The sequence below is a fragment of the Massilia sp. BAP21 genome (assembly GCF_057801335.1).
In genome coordinates this window covers 2628808-2648545 of sequence record NZ_CM173596.1, presented here as the reverse complement: position 1 = coordinate 2648545, position 19738 = coordinate 2628808, and the positions used below count along the sequence as shown (strand labels likewise).

Below are 19738 nucleotides of genomic sequence, written 5' to 3'. Positions count from 1 at the left end.
CTTATACCCGTTCGATGATGAGGGCGATGCCCTGGCCGACGCCGATGCACATCGTGCACAGCGCGTAGCGGCCGCCGGTGCGCTGCAATTGATAGACAGCGGCCGTGACCAGGCGTGCGCCCGATGCGCCCAACGGATGACCCAGCGCAATCGCGCCGCCGTTCGGGTTCACGTGCTCGGCATCGTCGGCCACGCCCAGGTCGCGCAGCACGGCCAGGCCCTGGGAGGCGAATGCTTCGTTCAGTTCGATCACGTCCATCTGCTCGATGGTCAATCCAGTCTGGGCCAGCACCTTCTTCGTGGCCGGCGATGGGCCGAAGCCCATGATGCGCGGCGCCAGGCCGGCGGTGGCCATGCCGATGATGCGGGCGCGCGGGGTCAGGCCAAATTTTTCAGCGGCGCTGGCGGAGGCAATCAGCACGGCGCAAGCGCCGTCGTTCACACCCGAGGCGTTACCGGCGGTGACGGTGCCGTCCGGCGTAACCACACCTTTCAGCTTGGCCAGCGCTTCGATGGTCGTGTCCGGACGCGGATGCTCGTCGGTGTCGAACACGCGCGACTCGCCCTTCTTCGAATGCAGGGTCACATGGACGATTTCGTCCTTGAACACGCCGGCCGCGTTCGCGCGCGCCCAGCGCTGCTGGCTGCGGATGGCAAAGGCGTCCTGGTCGGCGCGGTTGATGTTGAATTCCTTGGCCACGTTCTCGGCGGTTTCCGGCATCGAGTCGATGCCGTATTTCGCTTTCATCAGCGGATTGACGAAGCGCCAGCCGATGGTGGTGTCTTCGATCTTGGCCGCGCGCGAGAAAGCGCTGTCGGCCTTGCCCATCACGAAAGGCGCACGCGTCATGCTCTCCGAGCCGCCGGCGATGATCAGGTTGGCCTGGCCCGAGATGATGGCGCGGGCGCCGATGCCGATGGCGTCCAGGCTGGAGCCGCACAGGCGGTTGATGGTGTTGCCCGGCACCTCGACCGGCAGGCCGGCCAGCAAACCGGCCATGTGGCCGACGTTGCGGTTGTCTTCGCCGGCCTGGTTGGCGCAGCCCCAGTACAAATCGTCGACGCTGGCCCAGTCGACGTTCTTGTTACGTTCGATGAGGGCGGCAATCGGCAGCGCGGCCAGGTCGTCGGCGCGCACCGAGGCGAGCGCGCCGCCGTAGCGGCCGAAGGGGGTGCGCACTGCGTCGCAGATGTAAGCGTCGATCATGTCAGGTCTCCTGTATTTTTTAGGTATTCTTCGGGCGCTTGTCGACCACGCGGCGGGCCTTGCCGGTCAGCGTGCGTTCGATGCCCATCGGCGGCGTCAGGGTCACCTTGGTGCTGACGCCCACATAGGTCTTGATGCAGTGCTGCAGTTCCTTGCACAGCGCCTCGACGCTGTCGGCCGAATGATCGCCTTCGCGCAGTTCGCCGAAGACTTCCAGCGTATCCAGGTGGCCGTCGCGCGCCACCACCAGCTGGTATTGCGGCGCCAGCGCCGGCATCTTGAGCACGAGTTCCTCGATCTGGCTCGGGAACACGTTCACGCCGCGGATGATCAGCATGTCGTCCGAGCGGCCGGTGATGCGGCCCATGCGGCGCATGGAACGCGAAGTCGGCGGCAGCAAACGCGTGAGGTCGCGCGTGCGGTAGCGGATGATGGGCAGCGCTTCCTTGCTCAGCGAAGTGAACACCAGTTCGCCCTCTTCGCCGTCGGGCAGTACTTCGCCGGTGTCGGGGTCGATGATCTCGGGGTAGAAATGGTCTTCCCAGATCACCGGGCCGTCCTTGCTCTCGATGCATTCGCTGGCCACCCCCGGCCCCATCACTTCGGACAGGCCGTAGATGTCGACCGCGTCGATGCCGGCTTCCTGCTCGATGGTGGCGCGCATCGCATTGGTCCAGGGTTCGGCCCCGAAGATACCGACCTTCAGCGAAGACTTGGCCGGGTCCAGGCCCTGGCGCTTGAATTCCTCGACGATGTTCAGCATGTAGCTCGGCGTGACCATGATGATCGAGGGCTGGAAGTCGCAGATCAGCTGCACCTGCTTCTCGGTTTGCCCACCCGACATCGGCACCACGGTGCAGCCCAGGCGCTCGGCGCCGTAGTGGGCGCCCAGGCCGCCGGTGAACAGGCCGTAGCCGTAGGCCACGTGCACCATGTCGCCACGACGCCCACCGGCGGCGCGGATCGAACGCGCGACCACGTCGGCCCAGGTGTCGATGTCCTTTTGCGTGTAGCCGACCACGGTCGGGCGGCCGGTGGTGCCCGACGAAGCGTGCACGCGCACCACCTGGTCGCGCGGCACGGCGAACATGCCGAAGGGGTAGTTGTCGCGCAGGGTCTTCTTGTCGGTGAAGGGGAACTTGGCCAGGTCGGCCAGCGACTTCAGGTCGCCCGGGTGCACGCCGGCTTCGTCGAAGGCCTTGCGGTAGTGCGGCACGTTGTCGTAGGCGTGCTGCAGCGACCATTTCAGGCGTTCGAGTTGCAAGGCCTGCAGTTCGTCGCGGCTGGCGCGTTCGATCGGCTCCAGGTCGCCAGGTTCAGGGGTGCGTTGGACCATGATGTTGTCTCCTTCCGTTCTCGTGGTTCTGTATCAGTCGGCGTTGACCACCGTGCCGCTCACGCGGTGCGACTTGCCGCGGAAAAGCGCGATCGTCTTCCCTTCGCCATTCGTCACGGTGACGTCGTAGACGCCGGTCTTGCCAGCCAGCGCCTGCTCCTGCGCTTCGGCGGTGAGCACATCGCCTTCACGCCCCGGCGCCAGGTAGTCGATGGTGCAGCCGGCGCCGACGGTGTTGAAGTTGTGCGAATTGCAGGCAAAGGCAAAGGCGCTGTCGGCCAGCGTGAAGATGAAGCCGCCGTGGCAGCTGGCGTGGCCGTTGAGCATGTCGGGGCGCACGCGCATGCTCATGCGCGCATAGCCGGGGCGGATTTCGTCGAGCGTCATGCCCAGGCCCTTGCTGGCCGGGTCGCGCTCGTACATGGTCTTGCCGGCCAGTTCGGCCAGGGCTTGTGCATCCTTGGTGACATCATCAAGCATGGAAACGGGCTCCGTTCGGGTTGGCCGCAAGCTTGCGGCGCAAGAGCGGCGAGACGCGGTAGCGGTCTTCGCCATAGGTGGCGGCGAGGTTCGCCAGCACGGTCACGATGTGATGGATGCCGACGGCATCGGCCCAGGCCAGCGGACCGCGCGGGTAGTTCACGCCCTTCTGCATGGCGATGTCGACGGCACTGGCGCTGCACACGCCCTGGTTGACGGCGTCGGCCGCTTCGTTGGCGAGCATGGCGACGGTGCGCATCACGGCCATGCCCGGCACGTCGTCGAGTTTGCAGACTTCGAGGCCGGCGGCCTGGAACATGCCGACCACTGAATAGTAGGCTTCGTCGCTGCACTGGTCGGCGCGCGCCAGGGCGATGCGCTTGGCGGTGGCGTGGTCGAGCAGCAGGTCGTAGACCACGGTGTTGGCGTGGTTATTGGCGGCGGCGCGCTCGGTGGCGCTGCGGCCGTCGCTCAGGAAGATGGCGGCGCCGTTGCAGTGGAAGGCCGGCGCCTCGTGCTTCTCGGCGCCGTGCAGCGGTTCGCGGTGGCCGACCGTGAAGCCGGCATTGATCAGGCGCGCTTCCATCGGGCTGAGGATGCTGTTGACCACTTCGCGGCGCACGCTGATGCCGACCGTGCTCGGGCGCGGCTGGGGGGCTTCGATCTTCGGCATTGGCTTGGCCGCGTTCTCGCCATAGCGGTAGAAGCCGCGGCCGGATTTGCGGCCGAGGAAACCGGCGTTCACCAGTTCCTGCTGCACCACCGATGGCGTATAGCGCGGGTCGCCGAAATAGGCAGCGTGCACCGATTGCGTGACCGAGAAGTTGACGTCGTGGCCGATCAGGTCCATCAGCTCGAAGGGGCCCATGCGGAAGCCGCCGCAGTCGCGCAGCACGGCGTCCAGCGTGGCCGGGTCGGCGGCGCCTTCCTGCAGCAGGCGCAAGGCTTCGGCGTAGTAAGGGCGGGCGACGCGGTTGACGATGAAGCCGGGCGTGGACTTGGCGTGCACCGAGTCCTTGCCCCAGGCCTGGGCGGTGGCGTAGACGGTCTTGGCCACTGCCCTGTCTGTTGCGAGACCGCTGATCACTTCGACCAGCGCCATCAGCGGCACCGGGTTAAAGAAGTGCATGCCGACCAGGCGCTCGGGGTGGCGCAGCGGTGCGGCAATCGCCGTTACCGAAATCGAGGAAGTATTCGTGGCGAGGATGCAGCGCTCGCTGACGATGCCTTCCAGCTCGGTGAACAGGGTGCGCTTGGCGTCAAGGTTCTCGACGATGGCTTCGATGACGATGGCGGCGTCGCTCACCTGCGCGAGCGCATCCACGGTGTGCAGGCGTTCGCGCGCCAGATCCGCCTCGGCCGCGCCCATGCGGCCCTTGTCGACCAGCTTGTCGAAGACCTTGCCGATGTCGGCAACGGCCTTGGCTGCGGCGCCCGGACGCGTATCGAACAGGCGCACCTGGTGGCCGGCGATGGCGGCGATCTGGGCGATGCCCGCACCCATGGCGCCGCTGCCGATGACGGCAACGACGCTTTCCTTTGCCAGCGCTTCCATCATTCGCCCTTGAACTGGGCCGGGCGCTTGGCGATAAAGGCGGCAACGCCTTCGCGGTAGTCGTGGCTGTAGCCGAGTTCGCGCATCATCTCGCCTTCGAGCTTCAGCTGTTCGGGCAGGGTGTTGGCGTAGCTGGCTTGCAGCGCTTTCTTGGTGAACGCCAGGCCCTTGGTCGGTGCGCTGGCAAAGTGGTCGGCCATGGCCAGGGCTTCGTCCATCAGCGCTTCGTCGGGCACGCAGCGCCAGATCAGGCCCCACTCTTCTGCCTTTTCGGCGCTGAGCTTTTCGCCCAGCATGGCCAGGCCGGTAGCGCGCGCGTGGCCGATCAGGCGCGGCAAATGCCAGGTGCCGCCGGTGTCCGGGATCAGGCCGAGTTTGCAGAAGGCTTCGATGAAGCTGGCGGATTTGGCGGCCAGGACGATGTCGCAGGCCAGGGCCAGGTTGGCGCCGGCGCCGGCCGCCACGCCGTTCACGGCGCAGATCACCGGCATCGGCAGCGAACGCAGGGTCATGACCAACGGCGCGTAGAATTTTTCCACCGATTCGCCCAGGTCGACGCCAGGCGCGCCGGGAGCCACCGCACGGTCGGCCAGGTCTTGCCCGGCGCAGAAGCCGCGGCCGGCGCCGGTCAGCACCAGCACGCGTACCGACTTGTCGGCTTGCAGCTTATCGAGGGCGTCGCGCACTTCGAGGTGCATCGCTTGCGTGAAGCTGTTCAGGCGGTCGGGGCGGTTCAGGGTCAGGACCGCGACGCCGTTTTCCACCATGTACAGGATCGATTCGTAGCTCATGGGGTGTCTCCTCCAGTTATTTTTTATTCGTGCTGGTCGAAATCGACGATCAGCTTGTCGGTGATCGGGAAGGCCTGGCAGCTCAGCACGAAGCCGCGGGCGACTTCGTAGTCCTCGAGAGCGTAGTTCACGTCCATCTCGACATTGCCCTCGACGACCTTGCAGCGGCAGGTCGAGCAGACACCGCCCTTGCACGAGTAGCGCATGTCGATGCCGGCGCGCAGGCCGGCGTCGAGGATCGATTCCTTGTCCTTGTCCATCGTGAAGCTGGCGGCGCTGCCGTCCATGATCACGGTGACTTCGGTCTGGTGGCGTGCTCCTTCCACCACAGGACGCGGCTTGTGCTCGTGCTTCGGGATGCTGGCGGCGAACAGCTCGATGCGGATGCGTTCCTTCGGCAGGCCGGCATCCTGCAGCGACTTCGAGACGCCGTGCATCATGTCTTCCGGGCCGCAGACAAAGGCGACGTCGATGTCCCCGATGTCGATCCAGTGCTGGAGGAAGGCGCTGCACTTCTCGCCGGTGATGCGGCCATTGAACAGTTCGATGTCCTGCTGCTCGCGGCTCATCACGTACACGAGCTTCAGGCGGCCCATGTAGACGTCCTTCAGGTCGGTCAGTTCGTCGCGGAAGATGACGGAAGACGAAGCGCGGTTGCCATAGACGAGGGTGAAGCGGCTCTTCGGCTCGGCCAGCAGGGTGGTCTTGATGATCGACAGGATGGGCGTGATGCCGCTGCCGGCGGCAAAGGCCAGGTAGTGGCGTTCGCTCTCGGCGTCGAGCGGCACGTTGAAGTGGCCCATCGGCGGCATCACGTCGAGCGTGGCGCCAGCTTGCAGCTGCTCGTTGGCCCAGCTTGAGAACAGGCCGCCCGGGGTGCGCTTGATGGCCACGCGCAGGGTCTCGTCCTGCACGGCCGAGCAGATCGAATAGGAGCGGCGCACGTCTTCGCCGTCGATCATGGCGCGCAGGGTCAGGTGCTGGCCCTGCTGGTAGGCGAAAGTAGATTTGAGTTCGGGCGGGACGGCAAAGGTGACGGCGATGGCGTCGCGCGTTTCGTGCTTCACCTTGGCGACAGTCAGTGGATAGAATTTGCTCATGGTGCTGTTGTTCGCTTTATTCGCTTAGTGGCACTTGAAGTAATCGAAAGGCTCGCGGCAGTCCAGGCATCTGTATAAAGCCTTGCATGGCGTCGAGCCGAACTGGCTGGTCAGCTGGGTGTGGCTCGAGCCGCAGTTGGGGCAGGCCACCTCGGGCTCCTTGAAGGCGCCGCGTTTCACGCCGCCGCGCAGGCCGCTGATGTCGATGGCTTGTTCGACCGGCGGAGCGATGCCGTAGCCCTTGAGTGCGGCCTTGCCGGTCTCGCTCATCCAGTCGGTGGTCCAGGCGGGCGAGAGCTGGGTGACGATTCGCAGCTTGTCGAGACCCCGTGCGCGCAGGGCTTCGCCCACGGCGTCGGAGATCACCTGCATCGCTGGGCAGCCCGAGTAGGTGGGCGTGATCGTGACGACGCATTCGTCGCCGTCGAATTCCACGTTGCGCACGATGCCGAGGTCAACCACCGAGATCACGGGGATCTCGGGATCAGGGACCTCGCCGAGCCAGGACCATACCTGGTCCAGCGTGACGCTCTGCGCGTGCATTTACCACTCCGCTCCGGGATAGGCGCGCTGCAGGAACTGCATCTCGGCCAGGATGTAGCCGAGGCGCTCGCTGTGGCGGCCCTGCTTGCCGCCGCGCTGCATGTAGGCTTCCGGCGATGGCATGGTGAGCGTGGCTTCGGCGAAGATTTCGCTCACGTGCTCGAGGAAGGCGGCGCGCAGGCCTTCGACCGGCGGGGCGATGCCCTGCTCCACCATGGCGTTATCGATGTCGTCGTAGAGGAACACTTCGCCGGTGTACATCCACAGTTCTTCGGCGGCGGCCTGCATCTTGGCGTGGCTAACGTCGGCGCCGTCGCCCAGGCGCACGACCAGGTCGCCGCTGCGGCGCAGGTGGTAAGTCACTTCCTTCAGCGACTTTTCGGCGATTTCGGCGATGCGGCTGTCGGTCGACTTCAGCAGGCCTTGCATCAGGAAGTAGTGCCAGGTGTCGAAGAAGAACTGGCGCATCATCGTTTCGGCGTAGCTGGCGTTCGGCTGCTCGACGAGGAGGACGTTGCGGTACTGGTGGGCGTCGCGGTGGAAGGCGAGCTTGTCTTCGTCGCGGCCTTGGCCTTCGAGTTCGCCGGCATAGGTGAGCCACATGCGGGTCTGGCCGAGCAGGTCGAGGGCGACGTTGGTCAGGGCCATGTCTTCTTCCAGGGCCGGGCCTTTGCCGCACAGCTGGGAGAGCTGCTGCGAGAGGATCAGGGCGTTGTCGCCCTGGCGCAGCACATATTCGAACTTGGCGTCCATGGCCGGGCTCACAGGTTCTTCACTTCTTCCGGCATCGGGAAGAAAGTGGGGTGGCGATAGACCTTGCTGTTGGCGGGCTCGAACAGGGCTTCCTTGTCGGATGGGCTGCTGGCCACGATGTCGGCGGCGCGCACGACCCAGATCGAGACGCCTTCGTTGCGGCGCGTGTAGACGTCGCGCGCGTTGTTGATTGCCATTTCGGCGTCAGGGGCGTGCAGGCTGCCGACGTGCTTGTGGGCGAGACCGTGCTGGCTGCGGATGAATACTTCCCACAGGGGCCATTCTTTGCTCATGGTTGTCTCCGTGATGCTGTGTTATTGGTGCTCTCGAAGCCGGCGGGCGACGAGTCACCGTTATCGATTACCGGATGCGTGCGTACCGCGTGGGCACGGAGTGCCCACCCTACGGTCAAGGCCGCGAGCCCGGTTTTGGGCCGCGTCCAGTTTTTACGCGGCTGCCTTCTTGGCGGCTTTCTTGTCGGCGTGGGCGACGAGGGCGTCGCGGAACCATTCGCCGTCTTCCCAGGCCGTTACGCGGGTGCGCAGGCGCTCGCGGTTGCAGGGGCCGTTGCCCTTCAGGACGTTGTGGAATTCGCTCCAGTCGATCTCGCCGAATTCGTAGTGACCCGTCTCTTCGTTGAACTTCAGGTCGGGGTCGGGAATCGTCAGGCCCAGGTATTCGGCTTGCGGCACGGTCTGGTCGACCATGCGCTGGCGCAGTTCGTCGTTCGAGAACAATTTGATGCGCCATTTGCTCGACTGCGCGCTGTTCACCGATTCGGCGTCCGAAGGACCGAACATCATCAAGGAAGGCCACCACCAGCGGTTCAGCGCATCCTGGGCCATCGCCTTTTGTTCCGGCGTGCCCTTGGCGAGGCTCATCATGATGTCGTAGCCCTGGCGTGCGTGGAAGGATTCTTCCTTGCAGACGCGGATCATGGCGCGGGCGTACGGGCCGTACGAGCAGCGGCAGAGCGGAATCTGGTTGATGATGGCCGAGCCGTCGACCAGCCAGCCGATCGCGCCCATGTCGGCCCAGCTCAGGGTGGGATAATTGAAGATGCTCGAATACTTGGCTTTGCCCGAATGCAGGGCGGCCAGCAGTTCGTCGCGCGACACGCCCAGGGTTTCGGCGGCGCTGTACAGGTACAAGCCGTGGCCGGCTTCGTCCTGGATCTTCGCCAGCAGCACCGACTTGCGCTTCAGCGTCGGGGCGCGCGTGACCCAGTTACCTTCCGGCAGCTGGCCGACGATCTCGGAGTGCGCGTGCTGGGAGATCTGGCGGATCAGGGTCTTGCGGTAGGCTTCGGGCATCCAGTCCTTGGCTTCGATCTTGATGCCTTCGTCGATACGGGCCTGGAACGCCTGCTCTTCCGCGCTCATGTCTTGTTCTGTCTGGACCTTTTTCAGGCCCGTTTCTACCATCTGTGCGTACATGGTCTGTCTCCCATTGCAAACATCGTGAAGCCATAATACGATACAGAAAACGAGATGTACACCAAAATTTTGAATCATATTGAGAAGCAAGGTTTTTCCGATTCCATGAAGCAAATGACCAGCCCCGAGTGGATCGCCCACTTCCTCGCCATCGATCCGCCACGCTCGAAATCCCTGGTCATGACCGTCATGGGCGACGCGATTGCGCCCCATGGCGGCGCGGCCTGGCTGGGCAGTTTGATCGAGCTGCTGGGCCCGCTGGGCGTGACCGACCGCCTGGTGCGCACCAGTGTGTTTCGCCTGGTGCAGGAGGGCTGGCTGACGGCCGGCCGCGAGGGACGGCGCAGCCGGTATGGGTTCGATCCGAAGTCCCTGCCCCGCTTCCAGCGCGCCGACCGCCGCATCTATGCGCCGCCGGGTTTGCATTGGGATGGGCGCTGGACCTTATTGCTGGCGCCGAACGGCAGCATTGATGGGGATTTGCGCACGGCGGTACGCAAGGAACTGCAGTGGGAAGGCTTCGCGATACTGGGGCCGGGCTTGCTGGCGCATCCGGCCGGGGATGTCGAAGGGCTGGCCGATGCCTTGGAACGTACGGGCGCGGCGGGCAAGGTGTTTGCCCTGAGCGCGACCGAGCTGCCTGGCGTGGGGTCGCGGCCCTTGCAGGAATTGGTGAATGAAGGGTGGAACCTGACGGCGGTGGCGCAGGGTTACCGGGATTTCATCGCACAGTTTTCGCCGCTCCTGGCGTTGTTGAAGGATGGGGCCGAGGTGGCGCCGGAGGCAGCGTTTGCGATGCGCTCGCTGCTGATCCACGCGTACCGGCGCCTGCAGCTGCACGATCCGCTGTTGCCGGTCGAGTTGTTGCCGCAGCCGTGGCCGGGGTCGGACGCGTACGAGGTGGCACGGGCGATTTATGTGCGCGTTGCAATGCAGGCCGAGGTGCATGTGAATGCGGTGTTGCGGCGCGAGGATGAGGCGGCGCCAAGCGCGGATGAAGCGTTTTACCAGCGGTTTGGCGGGTTGCGGGGTTGAGCATCCGTACCATACCGCGTGGACACAGGTGCCTTGCGCGGCCCGGTCCACCCTACGCCCTTCGATCATGATTGTTGCGATTCGCATATCCGGGTTTCTGTAGGGTGGGCACCTGTGCCCACGCTGTCTCATCGCATGATCATCGGCGCCTCTCACCACAAACGAAACCGAGTATGATCTCGGCTTTACGCCATCAACCAGGACACACCATGTCTATCAAGATCAGCAGCCAGTTCGACGCTGGCGCCATCGAGGTCGTGAACGCCACGAGCGCGAACGCCATCGACCTGAACATCCGCAAGGATTCGCACGCCGACATCACGCAATGGTTCTACTTCCGCCTGCAGGGCGCGCAGGGCGAACCGTGCACGATCCGCCTGCTGAACGCCGGCCAGGCCGCCTATCCGGCCGGCTGGGAAGACTACAACGCGATGGCCAGCTACGACCGCATCAACTGGTTCCGCGTGCCGACCTCGTACGACGGCCAGGTGATGACCATCGAGCACACCCCGGGCATGGACAGCGTCTACTACGCCTACTTCGAACCGTATTCGTGGGAACGCCACCTCGAGCTGCTCGACCGCGCCCAGATGAGCGAGAACGTGCGCATGCTCGACCTGGGTTCCACCGTCGACGGCCGCGACCTGAACATGCTCGTCATCGGCGAACCCGCCGAAGGCAAGAAGAAGGTCTGGGTCATCGCCCGCCAGCACCCGGGCGAAACCATGGCCGAGTGGTTCGTCGAGGGCATGCTCGACGCCCTGCTCGACCCGGCCCACCCGTTCGGCCGCCAGCTGCTGAAGGAAACCGTGTTCTACGTGGTCCCGAACATGAATCCGGACGGTTCTGTCCGCGGCAACCTGCGCACGAATGCCGCCGGCGCCAACCTGAACCGCGAGTGGCTGAACCCGACCATGGAGCGCAGCCCGGAAGTCTTCCTGGTCAAGCAGAAGATGCACGAGACCGGCATCGACCTCTGCCTCGACGTGCACGGCGACGAAGGCCTGCCTTACGTCTTCGTGGCCGGTAGCGAATCGCTGCCGAACTTCACGCCCGAGCAGGCCGCCGCCCAGAAGCGCTTCAGCGACAACTTCATGATCGCCAGCCCGGACTTCCAGGACGTGCACGGCTACGGCGCAACGCCGTACACCGAAGAGACCCTGACCATGGGTTCGCCGCACATCACCCACGCCTTCGGCTGCCTGTCGCTGACCCTGGAGCTGCCGTTCAAGGACAACGCCAACGACCCGGACCCGCAAGTGGGCTGGGATGGCGCGCGCAGCGCCCGCCTGGGTGCCGCCGTGCTGCAGCCGGTGCTGCAGGCGATCCGCGCACTCAAGTAAATTGCAGTAAGATTCATGCGAAAACCAAAGATGCCCCGCCCGCCGGGGCATTTTTTCAACCACATCCGAACCGAACACTTATGTCCGTATTTTCTGCTCCCGTCTTCGATGCCACCGTGGTCTACGAAGGCCAGGAACTCTTCAAGGGCCGCGGCGCCGCCCAGGGCTGGGCCGATAAAGTAGCCAGGGAACTCGAAACCGAAGTGACCGTCGAGAAGATCGGCACCGGCTGGGCTTTGTGCGCCACCGTCGACGGCGCGCCGACCCGCTGGGGCATCTTCGGCCAGCGCCTGAGCCGCATCGAAGGCTGATGGTCATCAGGCGTGGCCGTTAGGCAACGCTTGACCCCGGATGCGGCTTGCAAAGCACTCTATAATGCTTTGCTGGAAAGACCGCCGTACCACCCAGCCCTTCCTCCCGTCATAGCATAGGCCGCTTCATGAATTCCGCATCCTCCAGCACCTTGACCACCGCCCCGCGTATGTCCACCGGCATCCCGGGCCTCGACGATATTCTCGGCGGCGGCCTGACCCCGCAACGGGTCTACCTGGTCGAAGGCACGCCGGGCACCGGCAAGACCACGCTGGGCCTGCAATTCCTGCTCGACGGCGTGGCACGCGGCGAGAGCGGCCTGTACATCACCCTGTCGGAAACCGCGGACGAGCTGAAGGCGGTGGCCGCCAGCCACGGCTGGTCGCTCGACGCCCTGGCCATCCACGAACTGGCCGGCGACGAAGCGCTCGACCTCGATTCGCAGCAGTCGGTATTCCACCCGTCCGAAGTGGAGCTCGGCGAAACCACGCGCAAGGTGATGGACGAAGTCGACGGGTTGAAACCGGTACGCGTGGTCTTCGACAGCATGTCGGAAATGCGCCTGCTGGCCCAGAACCCGCTGCGCTACCGGCGCCAGATCCTGGCGCTGAAGCAGTTCTTCTCGGCCCGTAACTGCACCGTGCTGCTGCTCGACGATAAATCCAGCGCCTCCGACCAGCACCTGCACAGCATCGCCCACGGTGTGATCAGCCTCGAGCAGATGGCCAAGGAATTCGGCAAGGAGCGCCGCCGCGTCAACATCGTCAAGATGCGCGGCATCCGCTTCCGTGGCGGCTTTCACGACTACAACCTCGACACCGGCGGCATCGTCATGTACCCGCGCCTGGTGGCGGCCGAACATATCCGCGACTTCGCACCGAAGATCAGCTCCAGCGGCTCAAGCGGCTTCGACCAGCTGCTCGGCGGCGGCCTGGTGCGCGGCACGAATACCCTGATGGTCGGCCCGTCCGGCATCGGCAAGACCACCCTCTCGGTGCGCTGCCTGCTGGCCGCGCTGGAACGCGGCGAAAAGGCGTCCTACTACCTGTTCGTCGAAGGCCTGGGCACCTTCTTCGCGCGCAGCGCTTCGCTCGGCATGAATTTGCGTCCGTATGTCGACAGCGGCCAGCTGCGCATCGCCCACATCGACCCGGCCGAGCTCTCGCCGGGCGAGTTCGCCCAGATGCTGCGCGACGCGGTCGAGCTGCATGCGGTGAACTTCATCGTCATCGACAGCCTGAACGCCTACCTGCAGGCGATGCCGGGCGAGCAGTACCTGACGCTGCAGATGCACGAACTGCTGTCCTACCTGAACCAGCAGGGCCTGACCACGGTGCTGGTGCTGGGCCAGCATGGCCTGATCGGCGAAGTGCGCACCGACGTCGACCTGAGCTACCTGTCCGACACCACGGTGCTGATGCGCTTCTTCGAGGCCAACGGCCGCCTGCGCCGTGCCCTCACCGTCATCAAGAGCCGCACCGCCACCCACGCGCTGACCATCCACGAGCTGCAGCTGAGCCACGAAGGCGTGCGCATCGGCGATCCGCTCGAAGGCTTCGAGGGCGTGCTGACAGGCCTGCCGAGCTACCGCGGCGTGACGCCGATGATGGCCAACGTCCCCGATGCCGCCCCTTAATCACAGCGAAGTGCGCGACAGCGAAGAGCGCATCCTGCTCCTGGCGCCGCGCGGACGCGACGCCCAGGTCATGTGCTCGGTGCTCGACGTCGACGGCATGGCCTGCGACACCGTGCCCGACATCGCCACCCTGGCCGCGCGCATCGAGGCCGGCGCCGGCGCTGCCATCCTGGCCGAGGAAGCGCTGACCGGCGTCGACCTCGGGCGCCTGCGCGGCTGGCTCGACGCCCAGCCGCCGTGGTCGGATTTTCCCTTCGTGGTCCTGCTGGCCAAGGCGATCGCGCCGGCGCCGGAAAGCGAACGCGCGCGCATTGCGGAACTCGGCAACGTGATCGTGCTGGAGCGCCCCTTGAACACGCAGACCCTGCGCAGCGCCGCCGCCTCGGCCCTGCGCGCACGGCGCCGCCAGTACCAGGCGCGCTCGGTGCTGGCCGACCGCGAGTACACCGCCGCCAACCTGCGCCGCAGCCAGAGCGACCTGCTCGACCTGAACGAAACCCTGGAGGCCCGCATCGAGGAACGCACGCGCGCCCTGGCCCAGGCCAACGACCGCCTGACCAACGAGGTGATCGAGCGCGAGCGCGTGCAGCAGGCGCTGGTCCAGTTCCAGAAGATGGAAGCGATCGGGCGCCTGACCGGCGGCATCGCCCACGACTTCAACAATTTGCTGAACGTGGTGCAAGGCAGCATGGACCTGATCCTCTTGCGGTCGCAGGACGATTTCGTGCGCAACCGCGCCGAGGTGGCGCGCCGCGCCTGCCAGCGCGGCGGCAAGCTCACCGGCCAATTGCTGGCGTTCTCGCGCAACCAGAGCCTGGACCTGCGCCCGCTCGGCCTGGCCGCCCTGTTCGAGGGCGTGCGCGAGCTGGTGGCCACGTCGCTGGGTTCGAGCGTGCGCCTCGAATTCGCGCTCGACGATCCGGATGCGGCCGTGATGGCCGATACCAACCAGATGGAGATGGCCCTCCTGAACCTGGCGATCAACGCGCGCGACGCCATGCCTGGCGGCGGCGAATTGCGCTTTCATGCCGGCGCGGCCGTGCCCCCCGCCGGCCTGCTGCCGGCCGGCGACTATGTGTGCATCGCCGTGGCCGACAGCGGCGAAGGCATGCCACCCGAGATCATCGCGCGCGTGTTCGAGCCCTTCTTCACCACCAAGGGCGTGGGCAAGGGCACCGGCCTGGGACTGAGCCAGGTGTATGGCATGGCCCAGCAGTCGGGCGGCGCGGCGCGCATCCTCAGCGAGCAGGGCGTGGGCACCACGGTGGAGATCTGGCTGCGTTCGGCCGGCAGCGCGGCCGACTTGCCGGCGCTGGTCCGTCCCTCGGTGGCCGCCACCCGCCAGCGCGGCGCGCGCATCCTGGTGGTCGAGGACGACGCCTGGGTGCGCCAGTCGGTGGTCGAATCGCTGGAGGTGCTGGGCTACACGGTGGCGCAGGCGGCCGATGGCGAGGCCGGCCTGGGCGAACTGCAGCGCTCCAGGCCCGATCTCCTGATTACCGATTACCTGATGCCGGGGATGACCGGGGCCGAATTGGTACGGCAGGCGCGCGGCATGTATCCGAAGCTGCCGATGATGATCGCCACCGGCTATGCCGACATGCGGCTGATCGAGGAGGTGGTGGGGGAAGACATGGTGCTGAACAAGCCGTTCCAGCTGGCGGAGCTGGCGGCGAGTGTGGAGCGGGCGCTGAGCAAGCGGAACTAGCTCGTCCGCGGCGATTTCTATCGTTGACGCTTCCCGTACGGTGGGGGTTAAGAGGCCGGGGGCCTCTTAACCGAAGTGCCCACGCGGAACGTCGCGCTAACGATACGCTCGTGTCACCGTTAGCCGTTGATCACATGGTACGCATCAAAGAGAGCAGCCGCGATGCCAGCATCCGCGTGGGCACGGAGTGCCCACCGTAATGTGATGGACTCCACCCTCCTGACAACGGCATCATTGTGCCAAGCGCGCCAGATGGGCTGACGAGCTGAAAGACCAAGAGGGGGAGTCACTGTGAATGCTAACGCAAAAGTAGCTGGCTTGGATATCGCGAAAGAAGTGTTTGTTGAATCGCCACGACTATCGTAGACACTCCTGAGCCATAATATCGGGCACAAGGAGAAGATATGAGCGGTAAGCGGTACACAGAGGAATTCAAGATTGCTGCGGTCAAGCAGGTGTCGCAGGGTGGTTACCCGGCGACCGAAGTGGCGTCGCGGCTTGGGGTAAGCATCCATAGCTTGTACGCCTGGACGAAGCGCTATGGCGTGCCCGAGGCGGAGCGCAAGGCTGTCGATGCCCAGTCTGACGAGATGCGGCGCCTGAAGGCCGAGCTCAAGCGCGTCACGGAGGAGCGTGACATATTGAAAAAGGCCGCGGTGTACTTTGCCAAGACGTCCGGGTAAGGTACACCTTAATTGCTCAGTTACAGGACCAGTTCCCGGTGCGCCGGCTGTGCAAAGTGCTTGAGGTGCATCCGAGCGGCTTCTATGCCTGGCGGCTGAATCCTGAAAGCAAGCGCACCAGGGAAGACAAGCGTCTACTCGTCCCGATCAAGGAGTCATGGCTGGAAAGCGGCAGCGTGTACGGCTACCGCAAGGTCAGCGACGATCTGCGCGAACTCGGTGAACAATGCGGTGTCAATCGTGTCCACCGCCTCATGAGGTCCGCTGGGATTCGTTCCCAAACCGGTTACGCCAAGCGCAAGTACAAACGAGGCGGCGCGCCATCGCTGGTAGCGCCCAATCATCTGCAGCGCCAGTTCGATGTGCAGGAACCCAATCGCGTCTGGGTCACGGACATCACCTACATCCGCACCTATGAGGGCTGGCTGTATTTGGCCGTGGTGCTTGATCTGTTCTCGCGCCAGGTTGTTGGCTGGTCGATGAGTTCACGCATCGATCGCGAACTGGCGATGAATGCGCTCTTGATGGCCGTCTGGCGTCGGCAGCCCAAGAATGCGGTGATGGTGCACTCGGATCAGGGTAGCCAATTTAGCAGCTACGACTGGCGCGACTTCTTGGATGAGCACAACCTGCAGCAGAGCATGAGCCGGCGCGGAAACTGCCATGACAACGCCGTGGCCGAGAGCTTCTTCCAGCTCCTGAAACGGGAGCGAATCAGGCGCAAGATCTACGGCACTCGGGAAGAAGCAAAGCAGGATGTCTTCGATTACATCGAGATGTTTTACAATCCGAAGCGCCGGCACAGCTTCAGCAATGACTTGTCGCCGGTTGAATATGAAAAGCAGTATTTCCAACGGCTCGCGAGTGTCTAGAAAACTCGTGGCGATTCATGTCGCGGTAGGTTTGGATCGTAACGGCAAGGCTGTTTTCAAGCACAAGATGAAGCGTGACGAGGTACTGCCGACGTTCAGGAAGTTGCAGCCGATGGCGATAGGTATCGAAGCATGCGCCGGTTCGCACTACTGGGCAAGGGAGCTGGCAGCACTGGGGCACGACGTCAAGCTGATCGCTGCGCAGCATACGCGAGCATTTGTCACTGGCAACAAGAACGATACCAATGATGCTGCTGCCATTGCCGAGGCCCGCTCCAGGAGTTCGACCAAGTATGTGCCGATCAACACGCCAGCACAGCAAGATTTGCAGATGCTGCACCGGGCGCGTAGCGCCTTGATGAGCGAGCGCATAGCGATGATCAATCGTATTCGTGCTTTTGCTGGAGAGTATGGCCGGGTGTTTGCTGCCGGTGTCGCAAAGTTCAAGGTTGGGCTGCTGGCTTGGCTGGCCGATCCTGATAACGGCCTCTCTGGCCTGGCACTGGCGACATTCCGGGAACTCAAGGAGCAGCTCGACGATAAAGAGCAAAGGATTTTGGCGTACGAGCGAAAGCTGAATCAGGCTGCCAAGACCGAGGTGGCCCAAAAGCTGATGGAAGTGCCAGGCGTAGGGCCACTGACTGCAACAGCAGTCATGGCCAGTGTGGCTGACCCACACCACTTCCGAAGTGGCCGCGATTTCGCGGCCAATCTCGGGCTCGTGCCACGAGAGCATAGTAGTGGAGGCAAGCAGCGCTTGTACGGTATCACGGGAAAAGGCGACAGCCATTTGCGCACACTCTTGATTCATGGCGCGCGAAGTGCCTTGCGCTGTGCAGGAAACAAACCTGATAGCCAGCTGCGTTGGGCCAGCAACCTTGCTCAACGAAGAAACTTCAACGTTGCCGCTGTAGGGCTGGCTAACAAAATGGCCAGGGTAATCTGGGCGATATTGGCCCATGGCCGAAGCTATGTTCCGGTCTGGTCGAACAGCACGACCAGACCGGCCTGAAGACCACAGCTAGTAACCGATTAAGGGAGTAACACTGCCAAGTTTGCGATGACGAAGAACGAATGATGCCAACAGGTCGGACCGGCGTCAGGTGAATCCGTTGACCGTATGGGCCTTTAAGGCCGGCACCGTATAAGGATCCTGACGCGCGTATCACATCAGGGCCAGAGCACGAAGAGCGCTCATCAAACAGGCCGAATAGATACACGCAACTCTACCTAAAGGCAAAAATTCAATCTTCTTCTTGCAAAACGGGTGGAGTCCATAGATACGGTCTGCCGCTCGTCCGGGGGGTAATCCAACGCGATTACAGCTGCACGCCGAGATTCTTCTCCACCCACGCATGCGCATCTTCGATCGAATCGAAGTGAACTGTCGCAATCACCGTCTTGTCATGCGCCAGGCAGCTGGCATACACGCGCTTTTCGTCGGCGGAGCTGAGCAGGTCGGACTGCGGCGCCAGCTCGACCGATGCCACCAGGTCGAGGTTCAGCAGCTGCGCCTTCTTCGGGTTGTTTTCCTTGTCGATACGGACGAATTTGCTCATCTGAACCTCCCTTAGCTACCCGCCACGACCATCTTCTCGATCAGGATCGACCCGGTCGACTTGTTCCCGCGCGCCAGCACGTCGTTGCCGACGCCGACGATCTGCTGGAACATCTCGCGCATGTTGCCGGCAATCGTGATCTCTTCCACCGGATACTGGATCACGCCGTTCTCGACCCAGTAGCCCGAGGCGCCGCGCGAATAGTCGCCGGTCACGTAGTTCACGCCCTGCCCCATCAGTTCCGTCACCAGCAGACCGGTGCCCATCTTGCGCAGCATGCCCTCGAAGCTGTCGCCACGCTTGGTGTTATCCGAGGTGATCGACAGGTTGTGCGAGCCGCCGGCATTGCCCGTGGTCTGCATGCCGAGTTTACGCGCCGAATACGAGGACAGGAAGTACCCCTGCAGCACGCCATCCTTGACCACGTCGCGGCGCACCGTGCGCACGCCCTCTTCGTCGAACGGCGAGGAGCCGACTTCGCCGATCAGGTGCGGGTCTTCGACGATCTGGATGTGCTCCGGGAAGACCGGCTTGCCGAGCGTATCGAGCAGGAAGGTGGACTTGCGGTACAGCGAGCCGCCCGACACCGCCTGAACGAAAGCACCCAGCAAACCGGCGGCCAGCGGCGCCTCGAACAGCACCGGGCAGGTGCGGGTATCGAGCTTGCGCGCGTTCAGGCGTGCCAGCGCGCGCTCTGCGGCGTAGCGGCCCACGGCTTCCGGCCTGGCCAGCTTCTTCGGGTCGCGCGCCGAGGTGTACCAGTCGTCGCGCTGCATCTTGTTGCCCTTGCCGGCGATCGGCGCCACCGACATGGTATGGCGCGAGAACGGGTAGCCGCCGATGAAGCCGCGCGAGTTGGCGGCCACGAAATGTGACTGCTGCACGTAGACGCTGGCGCCTTCGCTGTTACTGATGCGCGGGTCGACCTCGAAAGCCGCGTTCTCGCAGCGCTGGGCCAGTTCCACGGCTTCCTCGGTCGAGATCTGCCACGGGTAGCACAGGCGCAGATCGCGCGGGTTCATTTCCAGCATGTCGGCGTCGGGCAGGCCGGCGGCATCGTCTTCGGCGGTGAAGCGGGCGATGTCCCAGGCTGCCTGCACGGTGGCCCTGAGCGAGGCTTCCGAGAAGTCGGAGGTGCTGGCGTTGCCGCGGCGCTGGCCCTTGTATACCGTGACGCCGATGCCCTTGTCGCGGTTTTGCTCGATGGTCTCGATCTTGCCGCGGCGCACCGACACCGACAGTCCGCTACCCTCGCTGATTTCCACTGCGGCATCGCTGGCGCCGCCTTCGCGGGCAAACGCGAGCACGCTTTGCGCCAGTTCCCGCAACTGGTCCTGGGTGTGGGTAAAAACGGTGTCGTTCATGTGTGTTTTATGTAGCGAGCCCTAA

General features: G+C 64.2%; 19 protein-coding genes. 7 read left to right on the top strand and 12 right to left on the bottom strand.

Going from position 1 to position 19738, the window contains the following annotated elements; all coding sequences use genetic code 11:
* Position 1: 1 nt before the first annotated feature.
* The 10 genes from pcaF to paaA form a co-directional block, all read right to left on the bottom strand.
* Positions 2-1207 carry a 3-oxoadipyl-CoA thiolase gene (pcaF, locus tag ACWYRN_RS11710; RefSeq protein WP_488692575.1) on the bottom strand — a complete coding sequence of 402 codons (1206 nt, stop codon included), beginning with the start codon at positions 1205-1207 and terminating at the stop codon, positions 2-4.
* Between the two features lie 19 nt (positions 1208-1226).
* On the bottom strand, positions 1227-2543 hold the full coding sequence (paaK, locus tag ACWYRN_RS11705; RefSeq protein ID WP_488692574.1) for a phenylacetate--CoA ligase PaaK: 1317 nt from the start codon (positions 2541-2543) through the stop codon (positions 1227-1229).
* 33 nt (positions 2544-2576) lie between these two features.
* On the bottom strand, positions 2577-3023 hold the full coding sequence (paaI, locus tag ACWYRN_RS11700; RefSeq protein WP_488692573.1) for a hydroxyphenylacetyl-CoA thioesterase PaaI: 447 nt from the start codon (positions 3021-3023) through the stop codon (positions 2577-2579).
* Positions 3016-4578: a 3-hydroxyacyl-CoA dehydrogenase PaaH gene (paaH, locus tag ACWYRN_RS11695; RefSeq protein WP_488692806.1), complete on the bottom strand. Its 1563-nt coding sequence runs from the start codon at positions 4576-4578 to the stop codon at positions 3016-3018. Before paaH ends, paaI begins: the two co-directional genes overlap by 8 nt.
* Entirely contained in the window at positions 4578-5369 is a 792-nt protein-coding gene (gene paaG / locus ACWYRN_RS11690) for a 2-(1,2-epoxy-1,2-dihydrophenyl)acetyl-CoA isomerase PaaG (RefSeq protein WP_488692572.1), read from the bottom strand. Before paaG ends, paaH begins: the two co-directional genes overlap by 1 nt.
* A gap of 23 nt (positions 5370-5392) precedes the next feature.
* Positions 5393-6469: a 1,2-phenylacetyl-CoA epoxidase subunit PaaE gene (gene paaE / locus ACWYRN_RS11685; protein WP_488692571.1), complete on the bottom strand. Its 1077-nt coding sequence runs from the start codon at positions 6467-6469 to the stop codon at positions 5393-5395.
* Between the two features lie 24 nt (positions 6470-6493).
* Complete coding sequence (gene paaD, locus ACWYRN_RS11680) at positions 6494-7012, bottom strand: 1,2-phenylacetyl-CoA epoxidase subunit PaaD (protein ID WP_488692570.1); 519 nt, start codon at positions 7010-7012, stop codon at positions 6494-6496.
* Positions 7013-7765, bottom strand: a complete 753-nt coding sequence (gene paaC / locus ACWYRN_RS11675; protein WP_488692569.1) for a 1,2-phenylacetyl-CoA epoxidase subunit PaaC — start codon at positions 7763-7765, stop codon at positions 7013-7015.
* Positions 7766-7773: 8 nt separating this feature from the next.
* Complete coding sequence (gene paaB, locus ACWYRN_RS11670; RefSeq protein ID WP_020651929.1) at positions 7774-8058, bottom strand: 1,2-phenylacetyl-CoA epoxidase subunit PaaB; 285 nt, start codon at positions 8056-8058, stop codon at positions 7774-7776.
* A gap of 153 nt (positions 8059-8211) precedes the next feature.
* Positions 8212-9201: a 1,2-phenylacetyl-CoA epoxidase subunit PaaA gene (paaA, locus tag ACWYRN_RS11665; RefSeq protein ID WP_488692568.1), complete on the bottom strand. Its 990-nt coding sequence runs from the start codon at positions 9199-9201 to the stop codon at positions 8212-8214.
* Positions 9202-9255: 54 nt separating this feature from the next.
* On the opposite strand from paaA, the gene paaX reads away from it, so the two are divergent.
* From paaX to ACWYRN_RS11630, 7 genes are all read left to right on the top strand, one after another.
* Complete coding sequence (gene paaX, locus ACWYRN_RS11660; RefSeq protein ID WP_488692567.1) at positions 9256-10236, top strand: phenylacetic acid degradation operon negative regulatory protein PaaX; 981 nt, start codon at positions 9256-9258, stop codon at positions 10234-10236.
* A gap of 209 nt (positions 10237-10445) precedes the next feature.
* A complete protein-coding gene (locus tag ACWYRN_RS11655; RefSeq protein WP_488692566.1) occupies positions 10446-11579 on the top strand; it encodes a M14 family metallopeptidase in 1134 nt (377 codons plus the stop codon).
* Positions 11580-11659: 80 nt separating this feature from the next.
* Positions 11660-11890 (top strand): hypothetical protein, encoded by a 231-nt coding sequence (locus tag ACWYRN_RS11650; protein ID WP_488692565.1) that lies wholly within the window; start codon positions 11660-11662, stop codon positions 11888-11890.
* A 128-nt stretch (positions 11891-12018) separates the two neighbouring features.
* Positions 12019-13527, top strand: coding sequence for an ATPase domain-containing protein (locus ACWYRN_RS11645; protein WP_488692564.1), 1509 nt, complete (start codon positions 12019-12021; stop codon positions 13525-13527).
* Positions 13514-15235 carry a response regulator gene (locus ACWYRN_RS11640; protein WP_488692563.1) on the top strand — a complete coding sequence of 574 codons (1722 nt, stop codon included), beginning with the start codon at positions 13514-13516 and terminating at the stop codon, positions 15233-15235. Before ACWYRN_RS11645 ends, ACWYRN_RS11640 begins: the two co-directional genes overlap by 14 nt.
* Positions 15236-15639: 404 nt before the next feature.
* Positions 15640-16790, top strand: a protein-coding gene (locus tag ACWYRN_RS11635) for an IS3 family transposase (RefSeq protein ID WP_488690169.1) whose coding sequence is annotated in 2 segments (ribosomal slippage) — positions 15640-15880 and positions 15880-16790 — 1152 coding nt in all. Because the reading frame shifts where the segments join, the coding sequence is not laid out codon by codon here.
* Positions 16753-17802: an IS110 family RNA-guided transposase gene (locus ACWYRN_RS11630; protein ID WP_488692562.1), complete on the top strand. Its 1050-nt coding sequence runs from the start codon at positions 16753-16755 to the stop codon at positions 17800-17802. Before ACWYRN_RS11635 ends, ACWYRN_RS11630 begins: the two co-directional genes overlap by 38 nt.
* 307 nt (positions 17803-18109) lie before the next feature.
* Here the strand turns inward: ACWYRN_RS11630 and ACWYRN_RS11625 are convergent, their stop codons facing one another.
* Both ACWYRN_RS11625 and pmbA read right to left on the bottom strand, forming a co-directional pair.
* Positions 18110-18349 carry a hypothetical protein gene (locus ACWYRN_RS11625; RefSeq protein ID WP_488692561.1) on the bottom strand — a complete coding sequence of 80 codons (240 nt, stop codon included), beginning with the start codon at positions 18347-18349 and terminating at the stop codon, positions 18110-18112.
* An 11-nt stretch (positions 18350-18360) separates the two neighbouring features.
* Entirely contained in the window at positions 18361-19713 is a 1353-nt protein-coding gene (pmbA, locus tag ACWYRN_RS11620) for a metalloprotease PmbA (protein ID WP_488692560.1), read from the bottom strand.
* Positions 19714-19738 lie beyond the last annotated feature (25 nt).

Coding starts and splice junctions, on each gene's coding strand:
- paaG (WP_488692572.1), bottom strand. CDS start 5,369: ATGAGCTACGAATCGATCCTGTACATGGTGGAAAACGGCGTCGCGGTC.
- paaI (WP_488692573.1), bottom strand. CDS start 3,023: ATGCTTGATGATGTCACCAAGGATGCACAAGCCCTGGCCGAACTGGCC.
- ACWYRN_RS11625 (WP_488692561.1), bottom strand. CDS start 18,349: ATGAGCAAATTCGTCCGTATCGACAAGGAAAACAACCCGAAGAAGGCG.
- pmbA (WP_488692560.1), bottom strand. CDS start 19,713: ATGAACGACACCGTTTTTACCCACACCCAGGACCAGTTGCGGGAACTG.
- paaE (WP_488692571.1), bottom strand. CDS start 6,469: ATGAGCAAATTCTATCCACTGACTGTCGCCAAGGTGAAGCACGAAACG.
- ACWYRN_RS11640 (WP_488692563.1), top strand. CDS start 13,514: ATGCCGCCCCTTAATCACAGCGAAGTGCGCGACAGCGAAGAGCGCATC.
- paaH (WP_488692806.1), bottom strand. CDS start 4,578: ATGGAAGCGCTGGCAAAGGAAAGCGTCGTTGCCGTCATCGGCAGCGGC.
- ACWYRN_RS11630 (WP_488692562.1), top strand. CDS start 16,753: ATGAAAAGCAGTATTTCCAACGGCTCGCGAGTGTCTAGAAAACTCGTG.
- ACWYRN_RS11645 (WP_488692564.1), top strand. CDS start 12,019: ATGAATTCCGCATCCTCCAGCACCTTGACCACCGCCCCGCGTATGTCC.
- paaB (WP_020651929.1), bottom strand. CDS start 8,058: ATGAGCAAAGAATGGCCCCTGTGGGAAGTATTCATCCGCAGCCAGCAC.
- ACWYRN_RS11650 (WP_488692565.1), top strand. CDS start 11,660: ATGTCCGTATTTTCTGCTCCCGTCTTCGATGCCACCGTGGTCTACGAA.
- paaX (WP_488692567.1), top strand. CDS start 9,256: ATGTACACCAAAATTTTGAATCATATTGAGAAGCAAGGTTTTTCCGAT.
- paaD (WP_488692570.1), bottom strand. CDS start 7,012: ATGCACGCGCAGAGCGTCACGCTGGACCAGGTATGGTCCTGGCTCGGC.
- paaC (WP_488692569.1), bottom strand. CDS start 7,765: ATGGACGCCAAGTTCGAATATGTGCTGCGCCAGGGCGACAACGCCCTG.
- paaK (WP_488692574.1), bottom strand. CDS start 2,543: ATGGTCCAACGCACCCCTGAACCTGGCGACCTGGAGCCGATCGAACGC.
- ACWYRN_RS11655 (WP_488692566.1), top strand. CDS start 10,446: ATGTCTATCAAGATCAGCAGCCAGTTCGACGCTGGCGCCATCGAGGTC.
- paaA (WP_488692568.1), bottom strand. CDS start 9,201: ATGTACGCACAGATGGTAGAAACGGGCCTGAAAAAGGTCCAGACAGAA.
- pcaF (WP_488692575.1), bottom strand. CDS start 1,207: ATGATCGACGCTTACATCTGCGACGCAGTGCGCACCCCCTTCGGCCGC.